Annotated in this window: 14 protein-coding genes and 1 pseudogene; 5 read left to right on the top strand and 10 right to left on the bottom strand. The window is 40.5% G+C overall.

Annotated elements, in window-relative coordinates; genetic code table 11:
• The first annotated feature begins 91 nt into the window (after positions 1 to 91).
• Positions 92 to 1,783: an arginine--tRNA ligase gene (argS, locus tag AC4HAF_RS05335; RefSeq protein WP_491096957.1), complete on the top strand. Its 1,692-nt coding sequence runs from the start codon at positions 92 to 94 to the stop codon at positions 1,781 to 1,783.
• 96 nt (positions 1,784 to 1,879) lie between these two features.
• Here argS and AC4HAF_RS05330 read toward each other — a convergent pair.
• From AC4HAF_RS05330 to hisS, 4 genes and pseudogenes are all read right to left on the bottom strand, one after another.
• Positions 1,880 to 2,758, bottom strand: a pseudogene (locus tag AC4HAF_RS05330) (YitT family protein).
• Between the two features lie 28 nt (positions 2,759 to 2,786).
• Entirely contained in the window at positions 2,787 to 3,725 is a 939-nt protein-coding gene (locus AC4HAF_RS05325) for a YitT family protein (protein WP_491096956.1), read from the bottom strand.
• Positions 3,725 to 5,479, bottom strand: a complete 1,755-nt coding sequence (gene aspS / locus AC4HAF_RS05320; protein WP_491096955.1) for an aspartate--tRNA ligase — start codon at positions 5,477 to 5,479, stop codon at positions 3,725 to 3,727. The genes AC4HAF_RS05325 and aspS overlap by 1 nt, the downstream gene beginning before the upstream one ends.
• A 344-nt stretch (positions 5,480 to 5,823) precedes the next feature.
• Positions 5,824 to 7,101: a histidine--tRNA ligase gene (gene hisS, locus AC4HAF_RS05315; RefSeq protein ID WP_491096954.1), complete on the bottom strand. Its 1,278-nt coding sequence runs from the start codon at positions 7,099 to 7,101 to the stop codon at positions 5,824 to 5,826.
• A gap of 350 nt (positions 7,102 to 7,451) precedes the next feature.
• Here hisS and rpmF point away from each other — a divergent pair, with 350 nt between their 5' ends.
• The 3 genes from rpmF (at position 7,452) to AC4HAF_RS05300 (ending at position 9,619) form a co-directional block, all read left to right on the top strand.
• Positions 7,452 to 7,634 carry a 50S ribosomal protein L32 gene (gene rpmF, locus AC4HAF_RS05310; protein WP_003079131.1) on the top strand — a complete coding sequence of 61 codons (183 nt, stop codon included), beginning with the start codon at positions 7,452 to 7,454 and terminating at the stop codon, positions 7,632 to 7,634.
• Between the two features lie 15 nt (positions 7,635 to 7,649).
• Positions 7,650 to 7,799: a 50S ribosomal protein L33 gene (rpmG, locus tag AC4HAF_RS05305; RefSeq protein ID WP_002262412.1), complete on the top strand. Its 150-nt coding sequence runs from the start codon at positions 7,650 to 7,652 to the stop codon at positions 7,797 to 7,799.
• Between the two features lie 377 nt (positions 7,800 to 8,176).
• Entirely contained in the window at positions 8,177 to 9,619 is a 1,443-nt protein-coding gene (locus AC4HAF_RS05300) for an IS1182 family transposase (protein ID WP_491096953.1), read from the top strand.
• Positions 9,620 to 9,656: 37 nt separating this feature from the next.
• Here AC4HAF_RS05300 and AC4HAF_RS05295 read toward each other — a convergent pair whose 3' ends face one another.
• Genes AC4HAF_RS05295 through AC4HAF_RS05270 form a run of 6 tightly spaced genes read right to left on the bottom strand, consistent with a single transcriptional unit; the run spans position 9,657 to position 18,304 of the window.
• Positions 9,657 to 10,454 carry a hypothetical protein gene (locus AC4HAF_RS05295; protein WP_491096952.1) on the bottom strand — a complete coding sequence of 266 codons (798 nt, stop codon included), beginning with the start codon at positions 10,452 to 10,454 and terminating at the stop codon, positions 9,657 to 9,659.
• Positions 10,455 to 10,486: 32 nt separating this feature from the next.
• Positions 10,487 to 12,313, bottom strand: coding sequence for a helix-turn-helix domain-containing protein (locus AC4HAF_RS05290; protein ID WP_491096951.1), 1,827 nt, complete (start codon positions 12,311 to 12,313; stop codon positions 10,487 to 10,489).
• Positions 12,314 to 12,322: 9 nt separating this feature from the next.
• Positions 12,323 to 15,457, bottom strand: a complete 3,135-nt coding sequence (locus AC4HAF_RS05285; RefSeq protein WP_491096950.1) for a type I restriction endonuclease subunit R — start codon at positions 15,455 to 15,457, stop codon at positions 12,323 to 12,325.
• Positions 15,450 to 16,565, bottom strand: coding sequence for a restriction endonuclease subunit S (locus tag AC4HAF_RS05280; protein WP_491096949.1), 1,116 nt, complete (start codon positions 16,563 to 16,565; stop codon positions 15,450 to 15,452). Before AC4HAF_RS05280 ends, AC4HAF_RS05285 begins: the two co-directional genes overlap by 8 nt.
• Positions 16,552 to 18,144, bottom strand: a complete 1,593-nt coding sequence (locus tag AC4HAF_RS05275; protein ID WP_491096948.1) for a type I restriction-modification system subunit M — start codon at positions 18,142 to 18,144, stop codon at positions 16,552 to 16,554. Before AC4HAF_RS05275 ends, AC4HAF_RS05280 begins: the two co-directional genes overlap by 14 nt.
• Entirely contained in the window at positions 18,137 to 18,304 is a 168-nt protein-coding gene (locus tag AC4HAF_RS05270; protein ID WP_491096947.1) for a hypothetical protein, read from the bottom strand. The genes AC4HAF_RS05275 and AC4HAF_RS05270 overlap by 8 nt, the downstream gene beginning before the upstream one ends.
• A gap of 413 nt (positions 18,305 to 18,717) precedes the next feature.
• Between AC4HAF_RS05270 and AC4HAF_RS05265 the strand changes: the two genes are divergently transcribed.
• The gene (locus tag AC4HAF_RS05265) at positions 18,718 to 19,203 is read left to right on the top strand and encodes a helix-turn-helix domain-containing protein (protein ID WP_491096946.1); all 486 of its coding nucleotides are present in this window, start codon (positions 18,718 to 18,720) and stop codon (positions 19,201 to 19,203) included.
• Positions 19,204 to 19,208: the final 5 nt, after the last annotated feature.

Raw genomic sequence — 19,208 nt, 5'->3', positions numbered from 1 at the left:
CTGACAGGAAAGATTGTAGATTTTTTGCAATTTTCAGCAAAAGCATGGTAATTTATGTTAAAATAAAATGATTACTTTTGAGGAGACAGAAATGGATAACAAACAATTAGTTGCAGAAGAACTGGCTAAAGTCATTAGTGATTTAGATACTGACAGCATTTCAGATCTGCTGGAAAAGCCTAAAAAATCCGATATGGGCGACTTGGCTTTCCCTGCATTCAGTCTGGCTAAAACCATGCGCAAAGCACCGCAAATGATTGCCGCTTCACTGGCTGAACAGATTGACGCCGATCATTTTGAAAAAGTCGAAGCTGTAGGTCCTTACGTCAACTTTTTTCTTAACAAAGCAGAAATTTCAGCACAGGTCCTGAAAGATGTTATCGACCAAGGCAGCAGCTATGCTCAAAAAACAATCGGGCAGGGCCACTCAATTGCCATAGACCTCTCAAGCCCAAATATCGCAAAACCATTTTCAGTTGGGCACCTGCGCTCAACTGTTATCGGGGATGCTCTGTCCAACATTTTTCAAAAACTGGGCTATAAAACCATCAAAATCAACCATCTGGGTGACTGGGGCAAGCAATTTGGCCTGCTGATTGCAGCCTATAAAAAATGGGGAGATGAAGAAGCTGTCAGAGCTCATCCTATTGACGAGCTTTTAAAACTTTACGTCCGCATTAACGCTGAGGCCGAAAAGCATCCGGAAATTGATGAAGAAGCCCGCGAATGGTTCCGCAAGTTAGAAAACGGCGACAAAGAAGCGCTGTCTCTCTGGCAATGGTTCCGTGATGAAAGCCTGATTGAATTCAACCGGCTTTACACAGAACTAAACGTTAGCTTTGACAGTTACAACGGCGAAGCATTCTATAACGATAAAATGGATGAAATTGTTGAGCTCCTGACCGAAAAAGGCCTTTTAGAAGAATCTGACGGAGCTCAGGTTGTCAATCTTGAAAAATACGGCATTGACCATCCTGCCCTGATTAAGAAATCTGACGGAGCCACGCTTTATATTACCCGTGACTTGGCTGCCGCGCTCTACCGCAAACGGGAGTACGACTTTGCCAAGGCTGTCTATGTTGTCGGGCAGGAACAGGCAGCCCACTTTAAGCAGTTAAAGGCTGTTCTTACGGAGATGGGATTTGCTTGGGGGCAAGACATCGAGCATGTCTCTTTTGGACTGGTAACTAAAAACGGAAAAAAACTCTCAACCCGCAAAGGCAATGTTATCCTGCTTGAGCCGACTATTGCTGAGGCTGTCAAGCGTTCTCTGGCACAAATTGATGCTAAAAATCCCGATTTGGCCAACAAGGAAGACGTCGCCCACGCTGTCGGAGTCGGAGCCATTAAATTTTACGATTTGAAAACAGACCGCAATAACGGCTATGACTTTGATCTTGAAGCCATGGTTTCCTTTGAAGGCGAAACCGGGCCTTATGTCCAGTATGCCCATGCCCGCATTCAGTCCATTCTTAGAAAAGCTAACTTCCAGCCTGATGTAAAGGCCGTTTACAGTTTAAATGATGCTGAGAGCTGGGAGATTATCAAACTCATTCAAGCCTTCCCGGACATGATTGTCAAGGCAGCAGATCACTTCGATCCTTCTGTTATTGCTAAATTCGCCATCAACTTGGCACAGAGTTTCAATAAATTCTATGCCCATACCCGCATTCTTGATGACGGTCCAGAACGCAGCAGCCGCTTGGCACTCAGCTATGCGACAGCAACGGTTCTCAAAGAAGCCCTGCGTCTGCTCGGTGTAGAAGCTCCGGATGAAATGTAAAAAAGATAAGCAAAAAGCTGAGATTCTTGTTGATCTCAGCTTTTTATTAATTCAATATGAAAATTTTCTTTGACAATTTCCAAGTTTAAAAACAGCCTATCTGTAAGCCTTTCTGCGCTCACGCCTGCTGATAACGAAATCCGGACTGACAACCTCTTCCACATTTAAAATAGAGATAAAAGCATCCGGATCCACTTCTTCCATGATTTCTTTGAGAGCCCTGACATCCGCAGGATTTAAAGCAACATAAAGGACGTTTTTCTCCTTCCCGGAATAGGCCCCCTGACCCTTCAGGTAAGTGACTCCGCGGTTAAGGTCTTGGAGAATGGCCTCAGCTGCTTCCTCATGCTTGTCTGTAATAATCAAGACCCCGCGAACAGAATAACCGCCATTCTGAATTAAAATGACAACCTGACTGAACATGAAGCTGGCGATAAGCGCATACATCATCTGAGGGATGGATACATAGGTCAAAGACAGCAGCATAACAAAAATATCAAACCCCAGCAAGGCCTGACCCAGCTGGATCCCGTACTTATCTTCTATGATGCGGGCAATAATATCAGAGCCGCCGGTTGTTCCGCCATAACGAAAGACAATCCCGCTGCCAATACCTGAACAGATGCCGGCTACCAGCGCAATAACTCAATAGTCATGCTGTAAATCAATATAAAGCGGAATTCTCTGAAAAGCATAGACAAACAGGTACATCACGCTTGTGCCGTATATCGTATACAGCATTGCTCTGCGCCCAAACACATGGACACCAAGGAGCAACAAAGGCAAGTTCATCAGATAACCTGTATAGGTCGGGTCAATCCTCAAAAGCGCATGAAAAACCAGTGTCAGCCCTGTAATGCCGCCTTCAGCAATATGGTTGGCCATGTTAAAATTGACAAAACCAAAGGCATAAATGGCTGCTCCTATCGCAATAAAAATAAAATTCCTCAAATGCAGCGTATAATCTATTTTCATCGGAGCTCCTTAAATCACAAAATAAAATTTAATCGTCCTCGACAAAACGGCCGATAATGTTGACGTTATCGGCAACAGAGACAAAAGCATCCTTGTCTGTTTTTTTCATGATGTCCTTAAAATCATTAAATTCGGCACGCGTGATGATTGTGATAAGAACAGCCTTGTGTTCATGATTATAGGTTCCTTCGGCATCATTAATGATAGTCACGCCGCGATTGAGCTTCTTATGAATCATGCGAATCACGCGGTTGGGCCTGCCGGTAACAATCATGGCCTGCATTTTCTTTTGCTTAACGAAAACAGCATCCGTCATTCGGCTGGATACAAAGATGGTAACCATCGAATAAAGTGCATACTGCCAGCCGAAGGTCATGCCCGCCACAGCCATAATCAAAACATTGACCACCAAAGAGACTGTTCCAACCTTGCGCCCTGTTTTTTTACGAACTAAAAGACTGATAATATCCGTTCCGCCGCTTGAAACATTGTTGCGAAGCGCAAAGCCAATGCCCACCCCCATGACCAAACCGCCAAAGATGGCGTTCATCATCGGGTCAGGTGTCAGCGTAATCTGAGGGATGAATTGAATAAACAGCGAGCTCAGAGTGACTGTAATAAAGGTGAAAACAGTAAACTTATGTCCAATAGTGTACCAAGCCATAATTAAGAGCGGTATATTAACAGCATAAAAGGTTACTGAAACGGGAACAGTGATACCGGCATACTCAGCTGACAAGGCAGACACAATCTGTGCCAAACCGGTAGCTCCGCTGGCATAGACTTTCCCCGGCTGAAAGAAAAAATTAACCGCAATAGAGGACAGCAAAGCATAAATAATAGAACCGGAAATCCGCTCACCGTACTTCTCCCGAGAAATAGACGAGAGAACATGGATGAGCTGATAGCGCTTGGCCAGCCGTTTGAGCCGGTGCTTGAAAATAATAGCAAATTTATTTTTAGTCATTATTTTTCGGAAGAGTCCAATACATTTAAGGAAAGTTCATCAAGCTGCTGATCAGACACGGGGCTTGGAGCCTGAGTCATCGGGTCAGAAGCTTTATTATTCTTTGGAAAGGCAATAACTTCACGGATATTGTCCTTGCCGGCCAGCAGCATGACTAAACGGTCAAGTCCGAGCGCTAAGCCGCCGTGAGGAGGAAAACCGTAGTCCATGGCTTCAAGCAAAAAGCCAAATTGTTCTTGGGCATTGTCTTTTGTAAAACCCAGAGCTTTAAACATGCGCTCCTGCAGTTCCCTTTGATTGATACGCAGACTTCCGCCGCCAAGCTCATAACCGTTGAGTACAATATCATAGGCAACGGCCCGAACCTTGCTCAGGTCTCCTTCAAGTTCCTGAGCTGTATTCTCTTGCGGCAGAGTGAAAGGGTGGTGGGCACTGGTATAGCGGCCCTCTTCTTCTGACCATTCAAACATGGGCCAGTCAACTACCCAGAGAAAATTAAATTGGGACGGATCAATAAGCCCCAGCTCTTTGCCTAAGTGATTGCGCAGTGCTCCCAAGGCATTATTTGCCACATCTAAGCTGTCTGCTACAAAAAGGACTAAATCATTTTCTTCCAGCTGTAAACGTTCTGTCAACCTATCTGCAATCGGCAAAAGGAATTTAGAAACCGGACCGGTCAGCTCTCCCTTACTGTACTTGATCCAAGCCAAGCCTTTGGCGCCAAATTGCTTGACAAGTTCTGTCAACTTATCAATAGCTTTTCGGGAATACTTATCAGCCGCACCCTTAGCAACAATAGCTTTCACAGCAGGGGCTTCCGAAAAGACTTTAAAGTCGATACCCTTGACAAGCTCTGTCACGTCCTGCAAAAGCATGTCAAAACGAGTATCCGGCTTATCCGAACCATAATGATTCATGGCATCATCATAAGTCATCCGCGGAAAAGGCAGAGTCACATCAAAACCTTTGGTGTCTTTCATTACTTTGGCAAGCATGCCTTCTGTGATGTCTTGAATTTCCTGATCCGTCAGAAATGAAGTTTCTAAATCCACCTGTGTAAATTCAGGCTGGCGGTCTCCCCGCAGATCCTCATCACGGAAGCACTTAACAATCTGGTAATAGCGGTCAAAGCCGGCATTCATCAAAAGCTGCTTGGTAATCTGCGGGCTTTGCGGAAGGGCATAGAAATGACCGCGGCTGATACGGCTTGGTACTAGATAATCACGCGCCCCTTCCGGCGTTGACTTAGCCAGCATCGGGGTTTCAACATCTATAAATTCCAGCCCATCAAGGTAATTGCGAATCGAGTGCGTCACTTTGGCACGCAGTTTAAAGTTTTCTAACATCTCAGGGCGGCGCAGGTCAAGATAACGGTAACGCAGGCGCGTTTCATCAGCAGCTTCCACACCATCCTTGATTTCAAAAGGTGTTGTCTTAGAACGGTTTAAAATCTCCAAAGCTTCAACCTGCAGTTCAACCTGACCGGTCGGCAATTTATCGTTGGCCTGAGCACGCTCAACAACAAGACCGGTTGCCTCAATAACATATTCGCTGCGCAGAGCCTCTGCCGCTTCGACAACCTCTTTTGCGGCTTGTTCAGGATTGATGACCAGCTGCATAATGCCTTCACGGTCACGCAGATCAATAAAAATAAGCCCTCCCAAATCACGGCGACGAGCAACCCAGCCTTTTAAAGTAATTTCACTTCCGATGTGTTCGCTGCGAACACGGCCAGCATACATAGAACGCTTCATAACTTAAGATACCTGAATCGTTGAAATAGTGTAAAAGACTATCCCAAGCAGCAGAAGGCCGCAGCAAAAAACAACTGAAAACTCAGAAACAGCTGGCATGACATTTTTCTTTGTTAAACAGCTGATCCGTTTTCAAGCTTTCCTGCCCGAATTCATTTCCTTTCAACATATATCATTTATTCATTCCCATCTATTATAGCAAAAAGCACACAAAAACCCCACCCATATAGGAGGAGTTTTTCACGATTTTTAAGAATAGCTGAGCTGCTCTTTAAACAGACAGTATGTACCCTCTTGCTGTCAGGTCTTGGCAGCAAAGCCATTTGGAGATAAAATGTTTTGCCTTAGTTCACTTTAGCAAAAACAGAGGCAAAATCATTGATAAGGGCATCAAAACTTACCGTCATCTCTTCGCGTGTCTTATTATTTTTGATGGTGACCTGACCGGCTTCAACTTCACTTTCGCCAAGAGTAATCACGGTTTTAGCTTTAAAGGCATCTGCCGATTTAAATTGAGCCTTAATTTTACGGCCGAGATAATCACGCTCCGCAGCAAAACCCTGTCTGCGAATTGCTTGAACAAGTTCCAAGGCCTTCCCGTTAACACTGCTGCCAAGAACAGCGACATAGACATCTAAGCTGTCATCAAGCGGCAGCTCAATGCCTTGCTTTTCAAGAACCAACAGCAGACGCTCAAGACCCAGTCCAAAGCCGAAACCAGCTGTTTGCGGTCCGCCGAAATACTCTACCAGACCATCATAGCGGCCGCCCGCACAGATAGTCAATTCAGACTGATCAACCGTCGTGATAAATTCAAAAATCGTATGGTTATAATAATCCAGCCCGCGTACCATATTGGTATCGATAACATAGGGAATCCTAAGCGCTTCAAGCATTTCTCGCACTGCTGCAAAATGCTCCTGTGATTCCTCATCCAGATAGTCAAGAATGGAAGGGGCGTTTTCCACCGCCGCCTTATCCTCTTTTTCCTTAGAATCCAGCACACGCAGCGGATTTTCATCTAAACGGCGCTGGCTGTCCTTGGACAAGCTCTCCCGCATTGGCGTCAGATAATCAATCAAAGCCTGGCGGTAAGCCATGCGGCTTTCAGTATTTCCCAGACTGTTGAGGTGCAGAACCACATCTTTAATACCAAGCTCAGCAAACAGCTGATAGGCCATGGCAATCGTTTCAACATCAGTCGCCGGATTGCCGGATCCAAAGCACTCTACACCAATCTGGTGAAATTCCCGCAGGCGTCCCGCCTGAGGACGCTCGTAGCGAAACATGGAGCCAATATAGAAAACCTTGACCGGCTTTTGCACTTCCGGTGCAAAAAATTTATTTTCTACATAAGAACGCACAACCGGTGCTGTCCCTTCCGGACGCAGCGTAATATGACGGTCTCCCTTGTCATAAAAATCATACATTTCCTTGGTGACAATGTCTGTCGTATCGCCGACCGAACGGCTGATGACTTCATAGTGTTCAAAAATCGGCGTCCTGATCTCACCATAGCGGTATTTTTTAAAGGTCTCACGCGCCATGTTTTCAACATACTGCCATTTAACCGTTTCCTGAGGCAGTATATCCTGTGTTCCCTTAGGCTTCTGAAGCTTCATATTTTATGATACAAAAGACGTTAAGCACCCAGCAAAAGCAGGCAGGCGGCAGAAAATTCTGATTTCCCAGACACCTTATCTTTTTTTGCCCAGCGCTTAGCCTGTGTTTAATTCCAGCACAAACGCTTTTCGCCTTTTGTCCTTCCTTTCTATACAGATAAAATCCTTATCTATTTTACCATTTTTTAGGACATTTTTGAAAGATAGCAGAGCTTTTTTCTAAAAAATCTGTCAAGTAACTTTACTTTACAAAAATCTTTTGATATACTGTTAAAGTTGACGCAAGTCACATTAACCCAAAAAATAAATACGGGCTAAAAGCCCTTTATATCTTACGGAGGAAAGAAAAAATGGCAGTACCTGCACGTCGCACATCAAAAGCGAAGAAAAACAAACGCCGCACACACTACAATTTGACAGCTCCAACTGTGAAATTTGATGAAACAACCGGAGATTACTCACGTTCTCACCGTGTATCCCTCAAAGGATACTACAAAGGACGTAAAATCGCTAAAGCTAAGGCTGCGGAATAATAGAAGGGAGATACCATGCGCGTAAATATTACACTTGAACACAAAGAATCTGGTGAACGCTTGTACCTTACTTCAAAAAACAAACGTAACACCCCAGACCGTCTGCAACTGAAAAAATACTCACCAAAATTGCGTAAACACGTGATTTTTACAGAGGTGAAATAGGGATTCACTACACGTCAATAGACGTTAGAAACCTTGATTTTATGCGATTCTTGAAATTTTGAATTTCAGTACATTGCAATAAAAATCATCCGAATCACTACCTTTTTCACTACCTTTTTGAAATAAGATATATTCGGATAATCAAAAGCCTGACACTTTCTGTCAGGCTTTTGATGTTTTACCATCACTACCAAAAACAACTTTCATTCCTCTAAATTATCGAAATAGTGAAGTCTTTTCGATTGAGCAGAGGAATCCAAAAGGCAGGTGCAAACACCTGCCTCAGACTGAAGACAAAGCTCTTAGAATTGAATTTCTAAGAGCTTTTTGCTCTGTTTAGGAGTATACTAAAAGAAAACGGTTTGTGAGGTAAGGCCATGTTTCACAAAGAAAAGCCAGACTATAACCGCCATCAGTACGGATTCTATACGCTTGACCAGCTTGTTCCTGAGGATCACTTTCTACGTAAGATTGAGACTGTGATTGATTTTGACTTCATCTATGACTTAGTTGAGGAGACTTACTCTTGTGATAATGGGCGTCCGAGTTTAGACCCTGTGATGCTCATCAAAATCCCTCTCATTCAATGTTTCTATGGTATTCGCTCCATGCGTCAGACCATTAAAGAAATTGAAGTCAATAATGCTTACCGTTGGTTTCTGGGGTTGACTTTGGACGATAAGGTGCCTCATTTTACGACCTATGGTAAGAATTACAGTCGGCGTTTCCAAGACAAACAGGTCATTTCTGAAATTTTTAATCAGGTGCTGCATCAAGCTCTGATGGCTGGTTTGATTGACCCCAATGAGATTTTCGTGGACGGCACTCACGTCAAAGCCGCAGCTAACAATCACAAGTATCGCAAGGAAATGGTGGAACAACAGGCTAAATTTATGAGTGACCAGCTGGCACTTGAAATTGATTTGGACAGGAAAAAACACGCAAAAAAGTCGCTAAAGCCCGCCACAAAAAGCGAGGCTAAAGAAAAGAAAGTCTCAACGACTGACCCGGAGAGCGGTTGGTTTCATAAAGGTGAGCATAAAGAAGTTTTTGCCTATAATGCTCAGGTTGCCTGCGATAAACATGGCTGGGCATTAGCCTATAGTGTAGAAGCAGGGAATGTCCATGACAGCCAAGCTTTTCCTGCGCTGTTTGCCAAACTTGAGCCCTTCAGTCCTCACTTCCTTATCGCTGATTCAGGTTATAAAACGCCTTCTATCGCTAAATTCTTGCTGGATAAAAACATTACCCCTGTTTTTCCTTATACCAGACCGAAAGGAAAGAAAGGGCTGTTACAGCCTAAGGATTTTGTTTACGATGAGTATTATGATTGTTACCTTTGCCCCGAAAATCAGACGTTAGAGTATTGTACAACGACTCGTGAGGGCTATCGGGAGTATAAGAGTAAGGCCAAGATTTGTGCCACTTGTCCTTTATTAGGGAGTTGCACAGAGAGTCAGAAGCATCAAAAAGTCGTCACGAGACATCTTTGGAAAGAGGATATGGAGATTTGTGAGGACATTCGCTATCAAAGAGGGATGAGGGAACGCTACCAACATCGAAAAGAAACCATTGAACGCCTCTTTGGAACAGCTAAAGAATATCACAATCTCAGATATACGAGAGAGATTGGCAAGTCCAAAATGGAAGACAAGGTTGGGCTGATTTTAGCGTGTTTAAATCTCAAAAAGCTAGTAAAAATGATGGCAGGAAGGCCTTTTTATTTTGGACAGCTTCAGCTTTCTTATCCATTTTTCATCTCAAAGATAAGAGACACCAAAAAAGACAAACCTCCAAAAAGAAGTTTGTCTTCGGTCTGAGGCAGGTGCAAACACCTGCCTTATTTCTTATTTTTAATTATTCTTCTAAGGAGACCATGTTGTCCAAAAAGAAGTATCTTGAATGTTTGGTATAAAAGTTTTCTTTGCTTATGATTGCCAACCGTGGAACAAGTGGTTGTGAACCGAACCTATCTTTATCTGTATACACATATTTATTGTTAAATGCCCAGATTAAAAAATCAATATCAGATTTTATGAATAACTTCATGAAATGTTTATCAAAGAAAGGCATCTGTTGTAGCATTTGTTTCACTGTTGCTTTACTTTTAAGGTAAGTCTCAGGTATATAATATGTTGAATCGTCTAAAATCATAAACCCCAATTTCTTATTTGGGAAGCTATCTCGATATGCTGGAATGCTGTCAAGATGCTTTTGAACAATTCTAGTGAAGTTATTATGATAAGCTCGATAATTGTGATGATTTATTGAATCATCAGGAGTACATGTATCGCTGACTGGGTTATACCTAGTATCCCCATGAACAATAATCTTTACATCTTCATAAAAAGTTCCCTCAGGAAATTGTTTCATATAATCTTTGACTGTTCTTAATGCTCTAGCATCAGCTTTTCTTTGAGGATTATCTTTCCCTTTTTTCTTACTGACAATATCATCAACTTCAAATAGCTCAATCATGAATTTATCTGAAATAAAATCTGGTCTAGTGCTAGTATTGTCATTCCACTCTGTACTTTGCAAATCTTGAAATAGTAACTTTTCTTCATTTGACTTAGCAAATATAGCACTTTCCGTAGCAAGAATATTTTGAAAAATATCCCATTCTGAATCATCTGAAAATAATTTATAAAGCATAATACATCCATCCATTCTCTCGACTGATTTAATCAATGAATTTCATTTTTTTCTGTTAGTTTAGGTAATTTGCACTCTGTCAAAATGTTATTACAATGTTCAACTGTATAACTTTCAGTCGTCATCAAGAAGAGGTTATAAAGCATATCTTCATCTTCTGAAAGTGTGCGAAGACTTCGCCCTGAAATAGAGATAAACTCAACACAAACTTCATAAGGTAAAGACATCGCAATACATAGAGCCACAACTGTTCTAAGCGTTATATCCTTCACCTTATTATTTTGTAAACGAGAGATATAAGTAGCTGACAGGAGGGCATCTTTTGCTAATTCTTCATTGTTAACTTTTCGCCATTTTCTCAAATATTTCAGACAATCCCCGAAACTTGTTCTAGGTAATTCAGCTTTAATTTTTCGAATCACTTTTCCTTGTTTCATTAACAAACTCGCTTCTTCTTCAATTCCTAAGTTTGAAGGGCTGCTCTGATACTGATATTGAGGAGCTAGCCTAGGCTCAAGAGCATTATTCAACAACTTGACCAAGGTAAAACGTTGTTGACTACTTGTTGTCCCCCTGTTCTTGTCAAAAACTAAACAGCATTCATCCATATGCGTTCTAGCATAAGAAGTTAGTTGAATTTTAGTTCCCGTGCAATCTACATATCGTGTATCATTCAAACAAATATGTGACTCAACATAGACAAGGCTACCATTTTCAAGACGGCTTCGTAGTGTTTCATTATGCTTTAACAACTTAGCTAGGTCATAAGCACCAATCGTAAATGTCTGATTTATTCCTAAGAACCCTTGAGACCAACTATGTTTAGGAACATAACGACCATCTACATATTCCAATGCTCCTCGAGCTTCCTCAATCCCAAGTTCTGCTAATCGTTTTTTAGCAGAAATAACAGGAACTCCAAAAGTAGATGCTATTCTTATAATTAACTTATCTATTATATCTGAAACCTGAATACTAGAATCTTCACTTCTCCACTCTTCAAAATAGTGTTTAACAAGATTTTGGGTAACTGTCTTTGGCATCATAACTTTGGGAGCAATCGTCCAAACTTGCTGTTCCATCCATTTGATAAGATTATTATCATCTGAAACAGCATTGTTTCCTTTTTCAAGTTCGACAGCTAAGCGGTGTAAAACCCAATGAATACACTCATGAACAACGGCAATATTTACAGTTGACCGATTTCTTTTTTCTACCAACTCATTGTCAATTACAATGGTTTTAGCAGATACATTATTAAAGATATCATCCTCAAAATAGATGCGACCATATACAGATAAATCATCTGTTATCTTCCTATATTCGATTGTTAGACCTAGAAGAGAAGCAAACTCAAAAGGATTGATTGCCTGAGTTTCGTTCAAAAAGTTAGGAAAATATTGGTTTAGAATCCTTTCTGCTATTTTTTCAGTCTCTTTTTCAAAAGTATCCCTCAGGTATGGAAGAAGCGAATCATCTAGCTTATGTTCAAAAAGACTATTTGTGCCTCGTTGATAAGGTACTACATTATGAATCATAAAATGTTTTAGACCATCTTCAACTAAGGCTGTACACGATATCCGAAACCATCTATTATGAAGACTAGTATATTTATCAAGCTGACCATCTAGCCAACTATTTTCAGCATAGACATCTAGCAACACATCAATATCAATCAGGTTATCATCTCTTTGACCTGCGTAAACATATTGAATCTTAGAATATCGAACAACAAGGTCTCCTGTGTACCAATCAACATCGATTCCTAACTCTCTAGCATGCTCTACAAGATATTTTCCACCTACTTTTTCGAGTTCAGAAAAATAATGGTCATTTATATATTGTTTAAGTGATGCCATATACCCTTTCTAGTCTATTGATTTTTTAAAATTTGAAGCTTGTCCTAAGACTTCTTCAAAGACTTCTTCATTCCATTGTGGTGGATAACCATTCTCGTAGAGCAATATTGTTAAATCCACATTCAGCTGAGCCTTTATATCTTCACGATTCGACCAATCCGCATACTGTGATTTATCATCCACCATCTCTTTGATAACTTTAGCAAGTTCAACACATTTGTCATCAGCATACTCAAATTCATGCTCATCACGAACCTTCACCAAAATATCATAGAAAACCTTTTCTTCATAAGAAACGCCCATATCTTGGAAGGAATTCATATCAGCTTGGAGATCTTGCAAGATTTTCATCACTTCATCTGATAAGCCGTCAACGAATTGAGCCATTTCCTCAGATGAGAATACCAATTCATCACGGTTATTATAGCTATCAACAACTTTGGACAAACGTTTTGAGAATTCAATAGCTTTAACCAAGTTAGTTGCTCCATATTGGTCAATAGCTCGTTTTAGGAGTTTCAGCAAAGCATTGAATTTTGTAATTGGCATTTCTAATTCATCCAATTGTTCGAGGAATTTCTCGTCAAATAGTTCTAACTTATTGTTATTGACAATATCTTCAACACCTGTAGAAGCGATGGCATCTTCAATCATTTTTTGAACATGCTTGTTCATAGTTTCAACGTCAGGTGCTGTTCCCTTAGTCTGCTTGTAAATGATTGAGCGAATAGCAAGGTAAAATTGAGCTTTTTCTACCTCATTATCCGTTAGTTCACCTGATGGATAAACTATCTCATAAGCACTCTTCATTCTACGGGAAAGGTACATAAAACGAGATTCCATGTCCTTAAGCATCTGTACGTATTCAGCAGCTCGATTTAAGCACAAGAGACGTTCTGCAGGCGTTCCATTGAAGAAATCTGTTGCATCAAATTTCCCCACTAATTCATCAATCAGACTCAACTGATTTCTAAACACTTTTAAACTAATTCCTAGTTCATCAACCGGACTTTCTTGCTCGCCTCCGTACATCTTGATGGCTTCCATCATAGAACGTTTGATACCAATGTAGTCAACAACCAAACCATGGTCTTTGCCTTCAAAAACACGGTTAACACGGGAAATTGTCTGAATCAAGGTATGTTTCTTTAAAGGTTTATCAATATACATCACAGTAAGAGATGGAACATCAAAACCTGTAATCCACATATCAACTACAATTACGATTTGGAAATTTGAATCAGTATTCTTAAAGGCTTTATCCAAGCTTTTACGATGTTCGGCATCTCCGAGAAGATTGTACATATCTTCTTCGTCATCCTTGCCACGAGTTGCAACTATATTGACCTTAGGAAGAGCCGTTAATTTTTCAAGCTCTTTTTCGGATAAACCATCACGTTCAGTTTTCTTGGCAACAAACCATTCAGGACGAACTTTTTCAAGCTCTTTGTAAACTTTGTAAGCATGTTCACGATTTGAACATACAATCATCGCTTTTTGAACAATATCAGGCTTTTCACTGACTACTTTTTCATAGTGCTCAGCAATATCTTCAACAACCTTTCGTATACGGTCAGGATGGCTCAAAATCTGAGTCATATTAGCCATGGCACGTTTACTGGCTTCAATCTGCTCCGTATTTGCTCCTTCTTCTTCAACAGATTTGTAGTAATTATCAATCTCATCTACCTGCTGTTGATTCGTGATAACACGAGCTAGGCGAGGCTCATAAGAGATTTTCACTGTGATGCCGTCATCCGTAGCCTCTCTCATGGTATACTGTTCAACTACTTCACCAAAGACACGAAGCGTTTCGTCAATTGGCGTTCCAGTAAATCCAGCATAGGTTGCATTAGGGAAGCTATCGCGCAAGTACTTAGCAAAGCCGTAGGTGGTTTCTACACCTTGATCTGTGTATTTGAGCTTTGCTCCAATATTAGTCTGTGTGCGGTGTGCTTCATCTGAAATACAGATAATATTGGTTCGTTCTGAAAGCAAGCCCGTAGCCTCCTCAAATTTCTGAATAGTTGTAATATAAACGCCACCACTTTGATTAAGCGACAGTTCTTCTTTCAACTCAGCACGACTACCAATAGTCTTAACATTATCCGTCTTCAAATATCGCTTTGAATTTTCAAATAAGGTGCTGGTCTGAGAACTTAAATCCTCACGGTCAACAAGGATAATGACCGTTGGAGATTTAAAAATTTCCCTATCGTGAGTTCCAAGTAACCGTGAAAGGAAAAGCATCGTATTTGTCTTCCCTGAACCAGTTGCGCCAAAATAAGTCCCACCTTTACCGTCACCATGAGGTCTCATGTGCTCCTTGATACTCTCTAGCATCTTGACAGAAGCGAAAAACTGAGGATAACGAGTGACAATGGCTGTCTCTTTTTTATCCGAATCAGGATAGTAGATGAAATCACGTAAGATAGAAATAACCCTATCCTTTGCAAAAGCGCCATGAATCATGGTTAATAGAGCTGAAATGCCATTGGCTACTTTTTCATCATCATTGGCTTTATTCCATGAATAATAGTATTCATAGGGGGTGAAAATAGACCCTAGTTTCGTATTAGCGCCATCGGAGATGACAGATAGGAAGGAATACTTCAAGAGGGTTGGGATATCACGTTTGTAACGGATACACACCTGCTTCCAAGCATCATGAATAGTCGTCGTTTCTTGAATAGCTGTCTTAAATTCAAAGATAGAGACAGGAATCCCATTGATAAACAGGAGCATGTCTGGACGACGCTCACGCTCATCTTGAATGGTAAATTGATTAACAACCTTGAAAATGTTATTCTCTGGGTTGTCATAATCAACATAATCAATATGAACCGCTTCTTTCTGGGCGTCCTCTCGAATTAAATTGAATCCTTCATTGATGAGATAGAAGGCTTGTTTATTTGCTGTGTAAATAGGCTTACTTGGAAGGTATTTAAGTTTATAGATGACTTTTTCAAGCTCGACAGCCGTCAATTCAGGATAACGACATGTCAAGAAATCTTTAAGGTCATCTTCAAGCAAAACCTCATCATTTTTTCGATTCAGCTCTTGACCATCAATGTAGGTATAACCCATTTCTTTAAATAGCTCAACAATCGCCATTTCAAGCTGTGCTTCAGTAAATTTAGCCATTGGCTTTCGCCTCCGTAATAGCTCCTGCAATCAAAATAGGACAAAGGCCTTTGATTTGCTGTTTCAGTTTCTCGTTGATTTCCTTACGTGTAATATAGGTATTGTAAATATCAACAATTGACTTCTGAATATGTATGTCTGGGATAGGGATTTCAATTGCACCTAGAATTTCCCACTGTAAAATATCACGAGTTGAGCCCCACGAAATATATCCTGCATATCTCTGAATTTCAGGCCTAGATAACCACATCATCAGATACTCTGACATTAGTTTACTTTCATCAGAGACTTTAAAAACTTGATAGGAACCTGAAATAAAACAAGCTTCCCCTTTTCTTAACGCAATAGGAAATTTTGTTCCATTCGCTTTCATAACTTTGTTATATGCAAATTCGCCATCATGAACTATTTTCCCAGACTTAAAATTTTCTGCTACACGTTTAGCATCAATAAATTCTAAATCTACACTTACTCCTTGAGCCAATTTAACAGTACCATCTGAATTTCTTCTATCGATTTGTTCAATATACTTCCCAATCGCTTCACTCGGTATCTCACGTCTGAGCTTTTCAATTGTTGCATCACACACCAACTTCAAATCTTCTAGCCCATTCTCATAGGCTTTTTGATTATCCAGCATGGCTTGATAGACAGCAACATACTTTTCTTGGATATCTAGTGGAGGGAGGTCAATTTCGATATCACACATATCATCCCATGAGAAGGTTTCACGAGCAGAGCCCCATGAATTATACCTTGCAAAACGGTCAAACTCTGGACGGTTGAAATACATGAAGAGGAACTCAGACGATAATTCTTCGACATCTTTAACTTTGAAGACAGTTGAAATAGATGACACTAGATATTCTTCATTAGAAGCATTGTATGAAAGAGAAATCTTTTCTCCACGTCTTGATGTATCAGACACGTAGGCAAAATGTTTCGGTGGAACAACCTTGTAAGATTTCAAACTAACACCGTCCAATTTCGCCTTTGTCGTAATGAACTCTTTACTTGTGGAAATTCCTACAACATGACTAGCATCCAGTCTATCTTGATTCCTCTCATCATAAGTTTCTAGATATTTTCCTAGCTTAGTTAACGTCATAACCAATCCCCTTAAAGGCTTCTTCCAAACTTGTTTGAGAGGCTTTTTCTAGCGATAAAACTTCTTTCATCTCAGCTTGGATGCGTGCCATTTCTACACCATAATCAATGTCTAAATCATGGTCAATAAATTCCACATATTTAGATGGAGCAAGTGAGTAATTAGCTTCTCGGACATCCTCAAGAGTGGCTGACTGACAGAGTTCTGCCACATCTTCATAGCCTTGACCTGTTTGCCAAGCATGGTAAATCCTTTTAACTTCAGCAATTTGGTCGTCGGTTAGAACAGTCTTTTTCTTGTTTTTTCCTTTTTCATAAACATACTTCTCGACATGGTCATCCCAGCGTCTCAAGTCGCAAAAAAGAATTTCGTGCTCACGATTACGAAGTAAGTGACCATTTTTTTCGCCACCTTTTTTATTATTATTGACAATCCAAAGTGTCACTGAAATATCAGTCGTATAGAACATATCACGAGGTAAAACGATAATCGCTTCCACCTTATCATTTTCAATCAACTGTTTACGGATCTCGTATTCCACACCATCCGCATTCAGGGCACCGTTTGCCAGTAAAAAGCCTGCAACTCCATCTGTCACATCAAGTTTTGAAAGCATGTGAAGAATCCAAGCATAATTGGCATTGGAAACAGGAGGAACTTGATAGCCTTCCCAACGGGAATCATCTAGTAACTCATTATCACTACGCCAGTTTTTCAGGTTAAACGGCGGGTTAGCCATGATATAGTCGACTTTCATATCTTTATGTTGGTCATCTGTAAAGCTAGAAGACTCACCATAAGGTTTACTACCCAAATTATATGAAATCCCTCGAATTGCTAGGTTCATCTTAGCAAGGCGACGGGTATCAGGGTTTTTCTCTTGACCAATAATAGAGATATTTTTCTTGTTACCATGATGCTGTTCAATGAATTTCATTGATTGCACAAACATCCCTCCAGAACCACAAGCAGGGTCATAGACACGTCCAGAATATGGTTCAATCAACTCTGCAATTAGTTTAACTGCTGAAGGTGGAGTATAGAATTCCCCCTCTTCCTTGGTACTTGCCACAGCGTAAGACTGCATGAAGTATTCATAAACACGACCAATCAAATCATCTTCATGAAACTTTTCAGGGTCAATCTTATTGATTTCATCAATTAAGTTTTTAAGGGTGCGGATTTCAACTCCTAAATTAGCATAGAAGCCATTCAACAAAGCTCCTTCTAGAGACTTGTTTTCTTTCTCAAGTTCAGACATGGCCTTATCAATCTTTACGGCAATATCATTTGAACTCGCTTCTTGAACAATGTACGACCAACGACTTTCTTCTTTGAGATAAAAGACATTCTCAGCTGTGTAGAAGTTCTTGTTATTCAGGAAAACATCGTTCTCACCGTATTGTTCAATAATTTCTAGACGGCGTTTTTCAAACTTATCACTAGCAAACTTGATAAAGACCAAACCGATTACTGCATCACGATTCTTTTCAGTACCACCCGCACCACGAAGAGCATTACGGCAATTAAAGAGAATCTGTTCAAGAGTTGTTTCTTTCTCAACTGCTTTCTTAGCCATTATAAAACACCCCCATTTTCAAAAATTGAGGGTGTTTTTTGACGTGCTGAAAAAAGGTAGAAACTACCTTGTGCTGTGCTGTGCTGTGCTGTGCTGTGCTGTGCTGTGCTGTGCTGTGCTGTGCTGTGCTGTGCTGTGCTGTGCTGATGGATTGTATCACTTTAATTCTCCTAGTCAATTTTATTACCTCTATTATACCACTTCAAAAAATTTTTGAAAAAGTCACGTGCTTTTGTGCACTCTCAGTGCATTTTTCAAGAGATTTTTAATAGTTTTTCCAACCATAAATTTAACAAAAATGCATGGAACCAGACATTTTCGTCATGAACTCTCAGTTCATGGGCACTCCCCGCTCCTTCAGTTAGAATGTGAGTACAAGATAATTCTTGTAATTTTTTTAAGAAGTCCAAAAGGTGCACCAAGGACGGTTTGAAGCAATATGAAAATTAGTCACTAACAGGCTGATTCTGCATATTACTGTTTCACCGTTTCTTCGTTGTACTTTTTTGCATCCATTCGGTAACTGTAATCGCTCATTTGTTTCTTTCCGTCTTTGGGCTGGAAAGGACAATCATGCTAAAAACTAAAATCAGAACCCTCTACTGTGAATCTCTTGGAAAAACTCTCAAGCAACAACTGGTTGAACAAGAAATTCCGCAAAACGAAATCTCTTACTACTTTGATGATGATGTCAAATTGATTTCTGCTCCAACTATCAGCCAGATTCTTAAAGGCAAACGAAACATTAGCATAGAAACTGTAGACGCTTTGCAAGAAACTTTGGAACTTCCTAATGTCAAGAGTGTCTTCTTCCCAAACCTTGATTTTTGTGAATCTCTCATTATCCATCTTACAGAGCTAATTCTCACTGATGGATTCAGTTCCACAAAACAACTCTTTCAAGAAAAAGAGACAGACATCCAACAAAATCTTTCAACTTTGGCAACTGCCTTATATAATTTCTTCCCTGATTTCCCCGAGGAAGAAACTTCTTATCAAATCGCTGATAGCTTAGCTGAATGGCTAATCGAATTCGTGACACTCGTATCACAACTTTAAGTGCG

The sequence above is a fragment of the Streptococcus sp. ELY_90 genome (assembly GCF_058314475.1).
Note: the sequence above shows the minus strand (reverse complement) of the source record. Positions and strands in the feature narration are given on the sequence as shown.

Excerpts from the sequence above, each read along its gene's own strand:
- argS (WP_491096957.1), top strand. The coding sequence starts at position 92 with ATGGATAACAAACAATTAGTTGCAGAAGAACTGGCTAAAGTCATTAGT.
- AC4HAF_RS05325 (WP_491096956.1), bottom strand. The coding sequence starts at position 3,725 with ATGACTAAAAATAAATTTGCTATTATTTTCAAGCACCGGCTCAAACGG.
- aspS (WP_491096955.1), bottom strand. The coding sequence starts at position 5,479 with ATGAAGCGTTCTATGTATGCTGGCCGTGTTCGCAGCGAACACATCGGA.
- hisS (WP_491096954.1), bottom strand. The coding sequence starts at position 7,101 with ATGAAGCTTCAGAAGCCTAAGGGAACACAGGATATACTGCCTCAGGAA.
- rpmF (WP_003079131.1), top strand. The coding sequence starts at position 7,452 with ATGGCAGTACCTGCACGTCGCACATCAAAAGCGAAGAAAAACAAACGC.
- rpmG (WP_002262412.1), top strand. The coding sequence starts at position 7,650 with ATGCGCGTAAATATTACACTTGAACACAAAGAATCTGGTGAACGCTTG.
- AC4HAF_RS05300 (WP_491096953.1), top strand. The coding sequence starts at position 8,177 with ATGTTTCACAAAGAAAAGCCAGACTATAACCGCCATCAGTACGGATTC.
- AC4HAF_RS05295 (WP_491096952.1), bottom strand. The coding sequence starts at position 10,454 with ATGCTTTATAAATTATTTTCAGATGATTCAGAATGGGATATTTTTCAA.
- AC4HAF_RS05290 (WP_491096951.1), bottom strand. The coding sequence starts at position 12,313 with ATGGCATCACTTAAACAATATATAAATGACCATTATTTTTCTGAACTC.
- AC4HAF_RS05285 (WP_491096950.1), bottom strand. The coding sequence starts at position 15,457 with ATGGCTAAATTTACTGAAGCACAGCTTGAAATGGCGATTGTTGAGCTA.
- AC4HAF_RS05280 (WP_491096949.1), bottom strand. The coding sequence starts at position 16,565 with ATGACGTTAACTAAGCTAGGAAAATATCTAGAAACTTATGATGAGAGG.
- AC4HAF_RS05275 (WP_491096948.1), bottom strand. The coding sequence starts at position 18,144 with ATGGCTAAGAAAGCAGTTGAGAAAGAAACAACTCTTGAACAGATTCTC.
- AC4HAF_RS05265 (WP_491096946.1), top strand. The coding sequence starts at position 18,718 with ATGCTAAAAACTAAAATCAGAACCCTCTACTGTGAATCTCTTGGAAAA.